Origin of the sequence: Peribacillus kribbensis DSM 17871 (assembly GCF_000430765.1) — a bacterium.
Classification (GTDB): domain Bacteria; phylum Bacillota; class Bacilli; order Bacillales; family DSM-1321; genus Paraperibacillus; species Paraperibacillus kribbensis.
Genome location: NZ_AUMQ01000041.1, coordinates 1 through 15,056, shown reverse-complemented (window position 1 = coordinate 15,056; position 15,056 = coordinate 1). Strand labels below are relative to the sequence as shown.

General features: G+C 46.0%; 15 protein-coding genes. 7 read left to right on the top strand and 8 right to left on the bottom strand.

From position 1 onward, the window contains the following. Positions 1–8: 8 nt before the first annotated feature. Together argJ and argC are read right to left on the bottom strand one after the other, a co-directional pair. Positions 9–1,241, bottom strand: a complete 1,233-nt coding sequence (argJ, locus tag H539_RS0109075) for a bifunctional ornithine acetyltransferase/N-acetylglutamate synthase (protein WP_026693258.1) — start codon at positions 1,239–1,241, stop codon at positions 9–11. Positions 1,242–1,343: 102 nt separating this feature from the next. Beyond that, on the bottom strand, positions 1,344–2,378 hold the full coding sequence (gene argC, locus H539_RS0109070) for an N-acetyl-gamma-glutamyl-phosphate reductase (RefSeq protein WP_026693257.1): 1,035 nt from the start codon (positions 2,376–2,378) through the stop codon (positions 1,344–1,346). Positions 2,379–2,750: 372 nt separating this feature from the next. Between argC and H539_RS0109065 the strand changes: the two genes are divergently transcribed. The 3 genes from H539_RS0109065 to H539_RS0109055 all read left to right on the top strand — a co-directional run bounded on the left by H539_RS0109065 (position 2,751) and on the right by H539_RS0109055 (position 6,499). Next, on the top strand, positions 2,751–4,187 hold the full coding sequence (locus H539_RS0109065) for a GntP family permease (RefSeq protein WP_026693256.1): 1,437 nt from the start codon (positions 2,751–2,753) through the stop codon (positions 4,185–4,187). A gap of 39 nt (positions 4,188–4,226) precedes the next feature. Beyond that, a complete protein-coding gene (locus H539_RS0109060) occupies positions 4,227–5,012 on the top strand; it encodes a 3-hydroxybutyrate dehydrogenase (RefSeq protein ID WP_026693255.1) in 786 nt (261 codons plus the stop codon). A gap of 86 nt (positions 5,013–5,098) precedes the next feature. Further along, the gene (locus H539_RS0109055; protein WP_026693254.1) at positions 5,099–6,499 is read left to right on the top strand and encodes a sigma-54 interaction domain-containing protein; all 1,401 of its coding nucleotides are present in this window, start codon (positions 5,099–5,101) and stop codon (positions 6,497–6,499) included. 144 nt (positions 6,500–6,643) lie between these two features. Here the strand turns inward: H539_RS0109055 and mobB are convergent, their stop codons facing one another. The 5 genes from mobB to H539_RS0109025 all read right to left on the bottom strand — a co-directional run bounded on the left by mobB (position 6,644) and on the right by H539_RS0109025 (position 10,788). Further along, positions 6,644–7,180, bottom strand: coding sequence for a molybdopterin-guanine dinucleotide biosynthesis protein B (gene mobB / locus H539_RS30700; RefSeq protein WP_081415829.1), 537 nt, complete (start codon positions 7,178–7,180; stop codon positions 6,644–6,646). Then, complete coding sequence (locus tag H539_RS0109040; protein ID WP_026693253.1) at positions 7,168–8,433, bottom strand: molybdopterin molybdotransferase MoeA; 1,266 nt, start codon at positions 8,431–8,433, stop codon at positions 7,168–7,170. The genes mobB and H539_RS0109040 overlap by 13 nt, the downstream gene beginning before the upstream one ends. A 25-nt stretch (positions 8,434–8,458) precedes the next feature. Next, a complete protein-coding gene (moaA, locus tag H539_RS0109035; protein WP_051348520.1) occupies positions 8,459–9,496 on the bottom strand; it encodes a GTP 3',8-cyclase MoaA in 1,038 nt (345 codons plus the stop codon). Between the two features lie 89 nt (positions 9,497–9,585). Continuing rightward, positions 9,586–9,894 (bottom strand): metal-sulfur cluster assembly factor, encoded by a 309-nt coding sequence (locus H539_RS0109030; protein ID WP_026693251.1) that lies wholly within the window; start codon positions 9,892–9,894, stop codon positions 9,586–9,588. A 138-nt stretch (positions 9,895–10,032) separates the two neighbouring features. Then, complete coding sequence (locus H539_RS0109025; RefSeq protein WP_342664005.1) at positions 10,033–10,788, bottom strand: prolyl oligopeptidase family serine peptidase; 756 nt, start codon at positions 10,786–10,788, stop codon at positions 10,033–10,035. Positions 10,789–11,019: 231 nt separating this feature from the next. On the opposite strand from H539_RS0109025, the gene H539_RS0109020 reads away from it, so the two are divergent. Both H539_RS0109020 and H539_RS33080 read left to right on the top strand, forming a co-directional pair. Then, positions 11,020–11,838, top strand: coding sequence for a Cof-type HAD-IIB family hydrolase (locus H539_RS0109020; RefSeq protein ID WP_026693249.1), 819 nt, complete (start codon positions 11,020–11,022; stop codon positions 11,836–11,838). Between the two features lie 100 nt (positions 11,839–11,938). Further along, complete coding sequence (locus H539_RS33080; protein ID WP_281171408.1) at positions 11,939–12,067, top strand: hypothetical protein; 129 nt, start codon at positions 11,939–11,941, stop codon at positions 12,065–12,067. A gap of 212 nt (positions 12,068–12,279) precedes the next feature. Here the strand turns inward: H539_RS33080 and H539_RS0109010 are convergent, their stop codons facing one another. Beyond that, on the bottom strand, positions 12,280–13,122 hold the full coding sequence (locus H539_RS0109010; protein ID WP_026693248.1) for a YitT family protein: 843 nt from the start codon (positions 13,120–13,122) through the stop codon (positions 12,280–12,282). A gap of 166 nt (positions 13,123–13,288) precedes the next feature. Here H539_RS0109010 and H539_RS0109005 point away from each other — a divergent pair, with 166 nt between their 5' ends. Then, a complete protein-coding gene (locus H539_RS0109005) occupies positions 13,289–14,158 on the top strand; it encodes a DegV family protein (RefSeq protein WP_026693247.1) in 870 nt (289 codons plus the stop codon). A 142-nt stretch (positions 14,159–14,300) separates the two neighbouring features. Beyond that, positions 14,301–14,792, top strand: coding sequence for a YajQ family cyclic di-GMP-binding protein (locus H539_RS0109000; protein ID WP_026693246.1), 492 nt, complete (start codon positions 14,301–14,303; stop codon positions 14,790–14,792). Positions 14,793–15,056 lie beyond the last annotated feature (264 nt).

The window sequence follows — 15,056 nt, the reverse complement described above, 5'->3', positions numbered from 1 at the left end:
ATCCTCCATCATGAACGATAGCTTCCATTAATTTTCACATAATCATACGTCAGGTCACAGCCCCAGGCAGTGCCGCTGCATCCGCCTTCCTGGAGAAGCACATCAATCGTGACATGTTCATTTTTCAGATAAGCAGTCACACTTTCTTCGCAGAAAGCAACAGGCTCACTTTCTTTCAGCAGCAGGTGGCTGCCGAAATAAATGGTCACATCATCCGGATTAAAGCTGATACCGCTTCTTCCCATGGCTGCAATCACGCGGCCCCAGTTGCCATCAGCGCCAAATACGGCTGTCTTCACAAGATTGCTGCCGACAATGGTCTTTGCGGCCAGCTGGGCTTCTTCTACTGTCCTCATTCCGGATACCCGGACTTCGATCAATTTGGTTGCCCCTTCTCCATCCCTTGCAATTTTCTTGGCAAGTTCTTCTGACGTGGTTTTCAGCAGATTCATAAATTTATCCCACTCGGGATGGTCTTCATCCAGCTGGCGATTCCCGGCTGTACCATTTGCGAGAACCACAACCATATCATTTGTCGATGTATCCCCGTCTACTGTGATTTGATTGAATGTCTGGTCCGTCACTGCTGATAACGCCCTTTGAAGAGCAGCGGAACTGATATTGGCATCTGTCGTTACAAAGCCGAGCATGGTCGCCATGTTGGGATGAATCATACCCGAGCCTTTGGCTGCACCTCCTGCTGTCACCTTTACCCCATCAATATACGTACAATAAGCAGTCTTCTTGGTTACCGTATCCGTGGTCAGGATGGCTGTTTCAAAGTCAGCCCCTCCTGTTTCCTCCTTCACAGGCTGCAGCAGGTCGATCCCCCTTTTGATTTTTTCCATATTTAGAAATTCACCAATGACACCCGTGGATGCCACGGCCATATAATGTTCCTTTACTCCAAAGGCATTTGCTGCATATTTCCTCATCTCATAGGCATCAGCCAGCCCCTGTCTGCCTGTGCAGGCATTCGCACAGGCGCTGTTCACCACAATTCCCTGCAGTTTCCTTTCTACAGCTATACTTTCCTTTGTGACCTGAAGCGGTGCCGCAGTCAGCTGATTTTTGGTATATACGGCTGCACAGGCAGCCGGAACTTCCGAAAGGATGATCCCCAGGTCTTTCTTTGTATAACGGAGGCCGGCATGGACGCCTGCCGCTTTATATCCTTTAGGTGACAGAATGCCTCCACTCATGATTTTTTCAAGGTGATGCTTCTCTTTAATTGTTTCCATGTTTGCCTCCTATGGTTTGCTGGCTGCCTTCCCTTTGATCGTGATCAGGATGAGCTGCCATGCTTTTAGCTGATGATGGTAATCCTCTTTCCAGTGAGGATGTTAAGGATATAGGGGCAGCTGCGTGAGCCCCTCTTCCTCTTTTATGCCCATCATGATATTTGCATTTTGAATGGCCTGGCCGGCAGCTCCTTTGACCAGATTATCAATGACGGAAACGACGGTAATCCGGCCTGTTCGTTCATCCACGGCCGTGCCTATATCACAGAAGTTGGAGCCGTACACATGCTTGGTACAGGGAAAGCTTCCCTGCGGATGAATTCTGACAAACGGATGTTTTTCATACGTATGGCGGAACAGTTCCCATATTTCATGAGACGTCGTTTCCTGGTTTGTTTTTATATACATAGTAGCCATAATTCCTCTTGTCATCGGGACAAGATGGGCCGAAAAACTGATGTTTGGAGCCCCAGGATTCCATAGAAGGCATTGCTGTTCAATTTCCGGGACATGCTGGTGTTCATGCACCTTATAAATTTTGATATTTTCATTGATTTCACTAAAATGAGTAGAAGCAGAGGGAGCCTTTCCTGCGCCTGAAACTCCCGTCTTGGCATCAATGATAATATCACAGACAGTTTCATAGTTTTGCAGGATTGGCGCCAGGCCCAGCAGCGATGCAGTTGGAAAACAGCCCGGATTGGCAATCGTGCCTGCTTTGGATACAGCTTCCCGATTCCATTCTGAAAGGCCGTAGACCGCAGAGTCAATCACCTTTTGATCCGCAGGTTCCTTCTTATACCAAGCCTGGTATTGCCCGCGGTCTTTAATCCTTAAATCACCCGACAGATCTATCACCTTTATATTCAAGTCCTGAAAAATTGGGGTAAGTCCTTTTGAAATCCCATTTGGCGTGGCTAGAAAAACCACCTCGGACGTTTTTGCAATCTTTTCAGGATCAATTTCCTGAAGCAGATGATCTGTGATGCTTTTCAGATGCGGGTATTCGCCTGCAATGCTTTCACCGGTCCTTGAGGAGGAATGGACGCTTTCCAGTTCAAATACTGCATGATTATTAATAAATCTTGTTAATTCCAACCCTCCATAACCTGTCGCTCCTACAATCGAAACCTTCAAAATCAATCATCTCCATGGATATAAGTATTAAAAAATAGGATTATTACCCATTATATGTATGAATAAAAATAAATGCAAATGTATTATTATAAATTATTTCATTAATCTCTTAATTTAACAATCTTAAGGATCCATTCCCTTCCGAAAATACGGAAACTTTCCGAAATAACGGCTGTGACTGAGAAAAAAAATTCCGTTTTTCCGGAATGAAAGTAAAACTCTCCTTTTTATTCGCTTATTTTTCTGATTTTTCTAATTTGGCACACTATTTGCATTAAACAAGATTGACTTACCCTTTTGGCTGCAATTTCAAACATGGAGGTGGATACATATCCCTGGCTTAGCTGATTTTATTGAAAAAGGAGGATTTACATGGAGTTAGTCATTATTTTATTGTCTTTAGGTTTATTAATGTTCGTTGCTTATAGAGGGTTCTCCGTTATTTTATTTGCCCCTATCTGCGCCTTGTTTGCTGTTCTTTTAACGGACCCGCATTATGTTCTTCCCTTTTTCTCAAACATTTTCATGGATAAGATGGTGGGATTCATCAAATCGTATTTCCCAGTCTTTTTATTGGGAGCCATCTTTGGAAAAGTCGTGGAAATGTCAGGTATCGCCGAGTCCATAGCGTCCACGATCTCAAGGCTTGCGGGGGCCAAAAGGGCCATGCTGTCGATCGTGCTGCTCGGAGCTATCTTGACATACAGCGGTGTAAGCTTGTTTGTAGTGGTTTTTGCAGTCTATCCTTTTGCTGCCAATTTATTCAGGCAGGCAAATATTCCAAAAAGGCTGATTCCCGGCACAATAGCATTGGGAGCGTTCACATTCACTATGGATGCTTTGCCGGGGACACCTCAGATTCAAAACGTCATCCCGACTACCTTTTTCAAAACCGATATTTACGCTGCCCCAGCACTTGGAATCATTGGAGGCGTGTTTATTCTTCTTGTCGGACTGCTTTACCTCGAACGCCAGAGAAGAAAGGCTTTGGCAGCCGGTGAAGGCTACACTGGATTTGGTTCTGAAACAGCAGCTGCCAGTACAGCAGCAGATCTTTCTAAAAAAGAAGAGCCTCTTCCTGAAGGCAGCCCCTCTCCGCTGCGCCAGACAGCAGCCTTCCTTCCCCTTATTTTGGTAGGAGTAATGAATAAGGTATTTACGGTTAACATTCCTAAATGGTACCCAAATGGGTTTGACTTTTCCGCAATCGGGCTAAATACAGTAGTTAAACTTGAAACGCCGGCAGTGACTGCCATCTGGTCTGTGGAAATGGCACTTGCCATCGGGATTATTGCTTCCCTCTTTTACAATTGGAAGAGAGTTTCTACTGATTTCCAGACGGGATTGAACCTGAGCATCGCCGGAGCTTTGCTTGCTGTCATGAATACCGCTGCAGAATATGGGTTTGGCGGGATTATTTCTTCTCTGCCGGGATTTTCTACGGTCAGCAGAGGGATTTCCGAAACCTTTACCAATCCCCTTGTCAACGGGGCCATCACTACGACCACCCTGGCTGGAGTCACCGGTTCAGCATCGGGCGGAATGGGCATTGCCCTGGCAGCCATGTCGGATAAATATACAGCGGCCATCCAGGAATTTCATATCCCGGCAGAGGTTATGCACAGGGTCATCTCCATGGCATCCGGCGGGATGGATACCCTCCCTCATAACGGGGCGGTCATTACATTGCTGGCCGTAACAGGGCTTACCCACAGGCAGTCGTACAAGGATATTTTTGCAATTACTGTGTTAAAGACCGTGACTGTTTTCCTGATTATCGGACTGTACAGCCTTACAGGGATTGTTTAAGCTGAACATATGACAAATACTACTTCCGGAGGGAAAAAAATGATGCAGACATTAAAGAACAAAACTGCCCTTATTACCGGGGCAGGAAGCGGAATCGGCCTTGAGATAGGAAAGGCATTCGCTGCCGAAGGAGCGAATGTGATCCTGACGGACATCAGGGGAGATTCTGCCAAAGAAGAGGCCCGTATCTTATCGGAACAGGGCTTTAGGGCTGTGGGGCTTGAATGTGATGTGACAAGCGAAATAGACATTCAAAACAGCATGCAGCATGCAGTCAGCCAATTTGGCAGACTGGACATCCTTGTGAATAATGCCGGCATGCAGCATATTTCCCCGATAGAAGATTTTCCTGTGGAACGGTTTGAATTCCTGGTTAAGCTGATGCTGACGGCACCATTTCTTGGGATCAAGCACGCTTTCCCCTTAATGAAAAAACAAGGATATGGCCGGGTCATTAATATGGCCTCCATTAACGGCCTGGTAGGCTTTGCCGGAAAAGCCGCCTATAACAGCGCAAAGCATGGCCTGATCGGACTGACAAAGGTGGCAGCCCTTGAGGGTGCGGAATCAGGGATCACGGTCAATGCTCTCTGCCCAGGCTATGTAAACACACCGCTTGTTCAAAATCAGATGGGAGATCTGGCCCGGGAACGCAATGTACCCTTGGAGAGTGTGCTGGAGGAAGTCCTATATCCCCTCATTCCGCAAAAAAGGCTGCTTGAGGTCGAAGAAATCGCAGATTATGCCATCTTTCTTGCAAGTGAAAAAGCAAGGGGAATTACGGGGCAGGCATGTGTCCTGGACGGCGGGTATACCGCACAATAGTATTTTTCTGAATTTTTCATTTTTTAGAAAGCATACCTTGGACATTCTTAGTATAATAGCTATAAAAACTAAAGGTGATTGCAAATATGGTGCATAAGGGAATTGCTCTTCCTGTCGAATGGATGGAGGAAGTGATCAATCTTGTAGCTGAACGCTTAGTTGTGGTAGACAGGGACGGAATCATCAAATATATGGATTCGGCTTATTGCGATTTTCTCGATATCCGGCCGTCACATTCAATTGGACGGCATGTGACTGAAGTCATTGAGAATACAAGAATGCATATTGTCTCGAACACAGGTATCCCTGAAATTTCGTCCGTTCAATCCATCAAAGGCAGTGAGATGATAGCGAACAGATATCCCATTTTCATCGATAATGAGCTGAAAGGGGCAGCTGGCACTGTCATTTTCCGCAATCCGCAGGAATGGCTGGACTACTCGGAAAAAATCCAGCCCCTGCTGGATGAACTGAATTATTATAAAAGACGGTATACCAAGGAAAATTCAAGTAAATATACCTTTAGGGATCTTGCCGGAAAAAACAAGGCCTTCACTGCGGCGAAGGCACTTGCGGAGAGAGGCTCCTGCAGTCAAAGCTCCCTTCTTATCATTGGAGAATCCGGCACAGGGAAGGAATTGTTCGCACATTCCATCCATCATAACAGCACAAGATCCCGCTTTCCCTTTATCAGGGTCAATTGTGCTTCCATTCCGGAGCACCTCCTGGAATCTGAGTTATTCGGATATGAAGAAGGTGCCTTTACCGGCGCAAGCAAGGGTGGGAAAAAAGGAAAATTTGAGCTTGGACATAAAGGGACTGTTTTTCTGGACGAAATCGGCGACATGCCCCTGCCCATGCAAAGCAAGCTGCTGCGGTTTCTTCAGGAAAAGGAAATTGAACGGATTGGCGGACAGATGCCGAAGGCTGTTGACGTCCGAATCATTGCGGCCACCCACAGGAATCTCGAGGAGATGGTCAATGAAGGGACGTTCCGCCAGGATTTATACTACCGCCTGAATGTCTTGAAAATTGAAATCCCTCCCCTTAGAGAGCGGAAAGACGACCTAATGGAGATTGCCAATCTGCTCTTAAAAAAACTGGAGAAGAAATTCTTCAGGCAGAATATTTCTTTATCCAAAAGCACAGAACCCCTCCTACTGAACCACTCCTGGCCGGGGAATATCAGGGAGCTCGAGAATGTACTCGAACGGGCCATCAATATTCTGGACGGCCATATCATATCAGCGGAGCACCTCCCCCTCTATCTGCAGGATGCAGCAGTACCCGCACCTGTAATCGGGAATCCCCCAAGAGAGGAGGAACCTGTAAAGCCCTTAAAAGAGACTATGGCCGCTGCTGAAAAGGAAGCCCTGGAAAGGGCGCTCAAAAAGGCACAGGGCAGCAAGCAGCTGGCGGCCCGGCTGCTCGGAATCGGAAAAACCAGCTTTTATGATAAATGCCGGATGTACCACATTAAAATCTAAATCAAATAAAGCAGGTGGAGAAAGATTTCCTCCACCTGCTTTTGTTAATGTTCAACTGATTTCTCCATCCAGGCTTTTTTATCGAAATTGGAGGGTCAGCTTATGCACAGAAAGCCGATTTACCCGACTTTCTGGACGGATCCTTCACTCTTCAGCGAATTTCAACATCAGGTCTGCGGCTTTTTCAAAAAGTTTTGGATCTTCCAGGCTGAGCTTCTCCCCTGAAAACTCCAATTCCTTCACATGGTGTTCAACGTCCGGCCAATACACGATTCCCCGTACTCCAAAAAGCTCCTCCGGCAGTGAGAAATCTTCAGGCTTCCTTAGCATGACAATCTTCGGAAAAGGTTTTCGTTTATAGCCTTCAATCAAAATGATGTCCGGACTGAATACAGAGAGAAGCTGAAGCTGCTGCTCCATGGTAATCTCCATCCCTGCCAGCAGCTGAAGGGTGCCTCCTCCTTCCGCAAGCGAAGCGGCCGCCCCCTCTTCCAGATATCTTTCCGAATCCTTCAGATTCTCCCTGATTGTCAGGTTCCCGCCGTGGCCATGGTGCTTTAAAACAGCCGCCGATTTCCCCCGGGATTTTAGTTCACGAAGGATTCCTGAAAGAAAGCTGGTTTTGCCGGAATTCTGGTATCCGCAAATCTGGAATACCGGGGCAGCCGCTATTTCAGCCATTGGCTTCCCTCATGGTCCTCAAGCAGAAACACTTCCACTTCATCTTCCTTTTTATACCCGCGCGTTCCCCCAGGCAGGACAATCAAAGCATTGGCTCCTGCCAGGCTCATCACCACGCTCGATTTATCCAAACCGGATGGCTGAGCATAAAGCCGGCCCTCTTCGATCATAACCCTGCTTCGTATTAAGCGGGCAAAAGGATTTGCCTTTGGAAAATCCTCCTTCAGCCAAGCTTTTTCTTTTCGAAGATATGGGCTGCTGGAAAAAAGCATGGTTCTGATGACTCCCCGGACAAAAAGCTCAAAGCCTACATAACAGGCTGATGGATTTCCTGAAAGACCGTACAATATTTTATTTCCGAGCCTTGCAACAGTAGTTACGCTGCCCGGTCTCATAGCGACCTTATTAAATAAAACCTCGGCTTCAAGACGTTTGTAAATTTCCGGCATGAAATCAAAGTCCCCAACAGACACTCCGCCCGTCGTAATAAGGATGTCCACCTTATCAAGGGCCTTCTTGACGGCATCATAGCATACTTCTAAATGATCCGGAAGCTGGCCGAAATATACCGCCTCTGCTCCTGCCCTGGCTGCCTGTGCCGCAATCATCGGGGCATTGCTGTTACGTATTTTTCCGGGCTGCAGATCCTCTGCTACATCCAGCAGTTCCGTTCCTGTTGCAAAAAGGCCGATGACAGGTTTTTTTGCCACCTTGACTGAATGATAGCCAAATGTCGCCAGCACCGCGATGACACCCGGATTTATGTATGTACCCTTCCGAAGGAGCGATTCTCCCTCTTTAGCGTCTTCACCCTTAAAGGAGACATTCTCACCGCTTTCCTGCCTCCTTTTAACCGAGATGAATTTTCTTCCCTGCTCTTCATATTCTCTTACAAGCTCCAGCATAATGACAGTATCTGCCCCTTCAGGCATCTGTGTCCCTGTCATAATCCTTGCCGCCTGGAATGGGCCTACTCTTTTTTCGGCAACCATTCCTGCCCCAAGCTCTTCAATTACCTCAAACTCTACAGCATGGCTGTTCCCAGCCATACTCGTATCTTCTGACCTTATAGCAAATCCATCATAGGGAGACCGGTTAAAATGCGGTACATCATGAGCGGCCGTTATGTCCTCAGCAAGATACCGGCCTAGGCTTTCCTGTAAAGAGACAGTTTCCATACTTCCAGCCGTGTTAATCGCCATGACCCTTGATACTGCTTCCTCAATGGATATCGGTTTTCTTTTTTCAAGCATACACAGATTCCCCCAAAGATAAATGTCAGCCGCCGATATAAGACATTTCTATTTTTGTTTTCCTCTCAGCAATCCCTTCCACCCGTTCGTCAGAGTAGCGGTCTCTCCGTAAATTCCAGACTGACTCGATCTGGCCCTGAATTTCCTCGTCTGTCAAACCGGATCTGAGGGACTTTCTCAGGTCAAAGCCTTCACTGCTGAACAGGCATGTATAAATCTGTCCGTTTGCCGAAAGGCGGGCACGTGTGCAGGTCGAACAGAAAGACTCTGAAACAGAGGTTATAAAGCCGATCTGGGCACTTGAATTAGAGTAGCGGTACCTTTTTGCCACCTCTCCATAGTAATCGGGGTCTACAGCCTCCAGAGCGTATTTCGAGCTAAGAAGTTCCAGGATATCCTGCTTAGTCATTACATGATCAAGCTTCCAGCCGTTTGTATTGCCTACGTCCATAAATTCGATAAATCGTAAAGTGACGTTTTTATCCTTGCAGAATTCAGCCATCGGAAGGATTTGAGATTCATTCATCCCCTTTTTGACGACCATGTTGATCTTGACCTCAAGACCTGCCTTTTCTGCAGCCTCTATTCCTTCAAGCACAGGCTTGATGCCTATTTTCCTGCCGGTGATTTTTTTGAAGAGCTCATCCTCGATGCTGTCAAGGCTGATATTGACCCTCTTGAGTCCCGCAGCCTTTAATGCAGAGGCATGCTTTTTCAGGTATACACCATTGGATGTCAGGGCTATATCCTTTATGCCCTTAATAGCAGATAGCTTTTCAATCAACTGGGGGAGATTTTTCCTCAATAGCGGTTCCCCGCCAGTCAGCCGTATTTTTTCCACTCCTAGATTCGCAAAAAAGGTCGCAGCCCGTTCAATTTCATCAAAAGTCAAAAGCTCCTCCATCGGGAGAAACTCATAGCTGTCCCCGAATATTTCTGCGGGCATACAATATTGGCATCTTAGATTGCAGCGGTCAATAACAGATATGCGCAGATCGCGGAGCGGCCGTTTCAAAGCGTCAAAAGTCTGGTTGATTTCTTTCAAAATTGTCCCCTCCCGCATTTTCTCTATATTTTAAATAAGCTAGCAGCCGGCTTTTAAAAAAAACATCCCATCAGAACGTTCTGCGGGATGTTTCGGTCCTCTGAAAATTATCGGATTCCAAGGGCGATCTTGGCGTACCTCGACATCATATCTTTGTTCCATACCGGGGTCCATACAATATTGACTTCGGTGCTCTTCACTTCCGGAATATCCTCCAGAGCGATTTTCACCTGGTCGACAATGGTTCCCGCAAGCGGACAGCCCATAGATGTCAATGTCATGGTGACAGTCGTATTGCCTTCCTCGTCCATATCTATATCATACACAAGCCCAAGGTTTACGATATCAATCCCGATTTCAGGATCCACCACCTGTTCAAGGGCTCCCATTATATTATCTTTCAAATCCTGATCCATTGTAATCTCTCCTTAAAAAATAAGCACATATACTCTCTATATCCCAAAAAGGATACTTTCATGCCTCTTATTCATCATTTATTTATAGAAATTTTTCTATTCCTACCCCGAAGCGCCAGAAAGGCTAAAAAAAGGACTCTATAAATATCTGCCAAACCATTCAGCGGTCTTAAGCAGTCCTTCTCTTGATACCTTATGCCCCGCCTTTGTATCCAGGATATATAAAAGCTGTTCGGGATCATTATACTTTAATTTCATATGATTATAAAATTCCCGGGCTGGCTCATAAGGGACCACGGTATCTTTTTGGCCATGCCAGATCATGAGGGGCCTGCCGTCAAGCTTATCCTCCTTCATGGTAAGGTCGTGCTCCGCAAGGGCGGTAAACAGTCTGTCGAGATCGCCCTCCGAAAAAGGAAGCTCTGTTCCCTGATCCTTCAGCCACTGAACCTGTGACCTCGCTGCGTGGACATAACCCGGATTTCCCATCAGGCTCACTGCAGCTTTAATCCAGCTGTATTGTGCCAGAGCTCCGTACGTAATAATCCCGCCCATGGAAGTGCCGGCCATTCCAATACGCCCCGGGTCCGCCTGACCGGTAATGACATAATGCTCTTTAATCTCTTGAAGTTCCTTAATCGTTTTTATGACGATATCCCAAAATGCCATGACCACTTTATTCTGCGGCAGCCCTGTGTCCCTTTCGCCATGAAGATAGGTATCCGGCAAAACCACCCTGAAGCCCTTCTCTGCCAAAAGATAGGCATAATGCAGATTATGCTCCTTCGCGCTTGTAATGCCATGTATAAAAATAATAAAAGGAAGGGATTCGTTCCAGCTGTCCTGTTTCGCAATATGCAGCAGATGGATATCCCCTATCCTTTCTTTTTTCACTAAAACCAATGCACGGCCTCCTATTCACTGCTCCTGATGAATATTTCTCTATCCTAACTCTACAACAATTTCGCAATTATGGAAAAAGATTTACCTTTAGCTTACTATCATTTTCAAGGAGACATGTTAATATAGATAAAAACGGTCTCAAAAAATAACCGGATACTGGATGTTTCCCATCCACCAGGGTAAGACATCTGTATATAAATCATACATAGGAAGGGAGAACTTATGAAGGAACAGCATTTAATCGCCTTAGACTTAGATGGTACATTATTAAGAAACAATAAAACCATTTCTGAAAGAACAAAGTCTGTACTCGCTTCCCTAATGAATCTAGGCCATAAGATCATGATTTCGACAGGCCGTCCATACCGGTCCAGTGAACAGTATTACCGTGAATTAGGATTAAATACTCCCATTGTGAACTTCAATGGCGCCTTTGTGCACCATCCTCTCGATTCCAAATGGGGTGCTTACCACTCCCCTATGGACATCAAGATTGCCAAGGATATCGTCGAAGCTCTCCACGCCTTTAATTTCCACAATGTCATCGCAGAGGTCAGAGACGATGTCTACTTCCATTATCATGACGAAAAGCTGCTCGATATCTTTAATCTTGGAAAGCCCCAGGTCACCACGGGGGATATCCGGAACTTCCTGAAAGAAGATCCAACAAGCCTTCTCATTCATACCGATGAAGCTCATGTTCCATTAATCCGGGGCCACCTGGAAGAAGTCCATGCAGAAGTCATCGAGCACAGAAGGTGGGCAGATCCCTTCCATATCATTGAAATCGTAAAAAAAGGAATGAACAAAGCAGTCGGAATCAAACGGGTCGCCGACTATTTCCAGATACCAAAGGAACGAATCATCGCCTTTGGTGATGAAGACAACGATCTCGAAATGCTTGAATATGCAGGCTGCGGAGTCGCCATGGGAAATGGCATAGAACTCGTGAAAAATATTGCCAATGAGGTCACCCTCACAAACGAAGAAGATGGAATTGCCCTATTCCTTGAGGAACGATTCAAAGTCATCAGCGCCTGATCGACAGCCAATAATTTCCCGATGTATTTACCGTCAGGAAAGACACAATAAACCTGACGCAGCAAATGTGTCGCCAGCCTAAAATGAGGAGGGAGCGCACTTGGGAAAACGAAATAAATCCAGACGCTTTATTCAGCAGGGAAAAGACACTGTCACTCTTCACAGTCAAAAAATCCCCTACCGAATGACATTGGCAGAGGCTGAAGCAAAACAATTGGACCAAAGCTGATACCTTCTTATTTTAGCTGCAAAAGGACACTGAAAGCACAGCGCTTTCGTGTCCTTTTTTGATAAGGTGGACTTCTCTTCTACTCCATGAAGCCTGAATTCGATTCACTTCATGCTCATTTTTGATATCTCTCATATTAGCGAGGTGCGTCCTCGTGTCCTATTCCCGCTTAAGGACTGAGGATCTATATGAAGAAAACCGAAGCCCGAGGGCTAGTCCTTCCTGAACTGTCCTAAAATGCCGACCGTTTCGACGATGTTTGTAAAGGACGCCGGGTCCACCTCTTTGATCAATTTTTCCAGATCGTATAATTCATAACGGGTTATCACAATCATGATCATATTTTTATCTTCATTCTTAAAGGCTCCCTTTGCAGGTATTAGAGTTAAGCCGCGGACGAATTTTGAATAAATGGCACTTTTCATCTCTTCATAGTTTTTTGTGATGATCATGACAGTAAGCTTTTCATACCTCGTATGTATGGCGTCTACCACTCTTGTGGAGGCGTACAGCGCAACCAGAGTATAAAGGGCTTTTTCCCAGCCGTATACATAACCGGCAGTCAGAATGATCAAGGCATTTAAGCTGAACATATAAATTCCGATTGGTTTATCCTTTAAACGCGACAGTACCATGGCTACAATATCAAGGCCGCCTGTGGACGCCCCATATTTCAGCGTAAGGCCGATGCCTACCGCTGCAATGACCCCGCCGAATACAGCATTCAATAATATATCCGGCGAAACTTCCTTGACAGGGATCGTTTCAAGGAAAATGGTGCTGAAGCCGACGCTCAGAAGGCTGTAAAAAGTAAAAAGCTTCCCAACCTTTTTCCATGCCAGCACAGCTACTGGTATATTCAAAATCAACAGCAGAATCCCGGTGGAAATTTTAAAGGGAGCAAAACTTCCAAGAAGATTGGAAAGAAGCTGTGCCAGTCCTGTAAAGCCGCTTGCATAGACCTTTGCTGGAATTAGAAATAAATTCATGGAAATGGCATTCAGAAAGGCCCCAATGATCACGACCCCTATTTTTTTTGTCTCTGCATAGATCACTTTATATCCCCCAGTTCTTGATGTGAATAATATTGACTTACCCTAAAGCAGGAAATACTATTCGAGGATTGTATTTTACGAAAGATATAGATACACTTAATGTAAACTGGCTGGGCTTTACGCTTCGGCTTAATTTATGAAGAGAAATGAAAGATGGTGTTGAATTATGGCGGTGCAGATTATTGCTGATAGCGCCTCAGATTTACCTTTATCCTACTTTGAAGAGAATGATGTAGTTTTTATTCCCTTAAAAGTCCACCTTGACGGAATCGATTATGAAGATTTAAAGGGAATCACTCCCGATGAAGTATATAAAGCGATGATTGAAGGCAGGGTTCCGAAGACGTCCCAGCCTTCCCTGGAATATTTTTTGGATACCTTCAGAAAAACGGCCGCTGAAAATAAGCAGGCTGTATACCTTGCTTTTTCATCAGCGCTCTCAGGCACCTATCAATCAGCCGTACTTGCTCTTGAACAGGTTAAAGAAGACTATCCTGAAGCAGATATCGACATCATAGATACGAAATGCGCCTCCCTTGGATATGGCCTTGCTGTAAAGTTTGCGGTACATCTTGCTGCCGGCGGAGCCGATAAAGACCGGATCCTGAAAGATTCATCATTTTACTGCAGGCATATGGAGCATTTATTCACAGTCGACAACCTGGAGTATCTCGCAAGAGGAGGCAGGATTTCCAAGGCCAGTGCCTTCTTTGGAGGCCTGTTAAATATCAAGCCTCTTTTGAATATGGAGGACGGACAGCTGGTACCGCTCGAGAAGCTGCGGGGAAAGAAGAAGCTTTTAAAAAGGATATTGGAGCTGATGGGCGAACGCGGAGAAAGCTTATCACAGCAGACCGTTGCCATCAGCCATGCGGACGCGCTTGAAACAGCGGAAGAATGGAAACAGGCTATCATGGATGAATTCCATGTAAAAGATGTATACATACATACAGTCGGTTCTGCCATCGGCGCCCATGCCGGCCCGGGTACAATCGCGGTCTTCTTCCTAAATGAACTGCCGCCTTCGGACCTCTAAAAAGTTGAAGTGAAGGGCAGCCAGCCCCTGCTTCTATATGGAAACACGCCCTATGAAACGGCTTTTTTCGGCTTCCTGGCCCGTGCAATAAAGCCTGTTATTTTGGTATAATGAAAAAAATGAGATAACTGGAGGGAACGCTATGTCAAAAGACGCCTCATTCGATGTTGTATCAAAGGTGGATTTTTCAGAAGTAACGAACGCGGTAACCGCAGCCATGAAGGAAATTAAAACCCGCTACGATTTTAAAGGAAGCAAAAGCGACATCTCACTTGAAAAAGAAGAATTGGTGTTAGTTTCTGATGATGAGTACAAATTGGAACAACTGAAGGATGTTTTGATCAGCAAGCTGATCAAGCGCCAGGTACCGGTCAAAAACCTCGACTACGGAAAAATTGAAGGTGCCTCCGGAGGAACAGTAAGACAGCGTGCTAAATTGATTCAGGGAATCGATAAAGAAAATGCCAAAAAGATTAATACCCTCATCAAAAACAGCGGTCTGAAAGTAAAAAGCCAGATCCAGGAAGACCAGATCCGTGTTACCGGAAAAAGCAGAGACGATCTTCAGGCAATCATTGCAGCCATCAAAGCAGCTGACCTGACCGTTGACGTCCAATTTTTGAATTACAGATAAGAGGAGGCCACAAGCGCCTTCTCTTTTTTTTGATTTTGAGCGGCGTTGCATGTGGGCGTGCAGACTGGCTGCCTTCGGACTACTTTTCCCGCAGGGCGCCTGAACCTGTCCGAACATGCACTGCCCTCGGACTACTTTTCTCTCTGGACGGCTGAACCTGTCCGAACATGGGATGCCTTCGGACTACTTTCTCTTCTGGACTCCTGAACTTGTCCGAACACGGACCGCCTTCGGACTACTTTTCCCGCTGGGCGCCCGAACCTG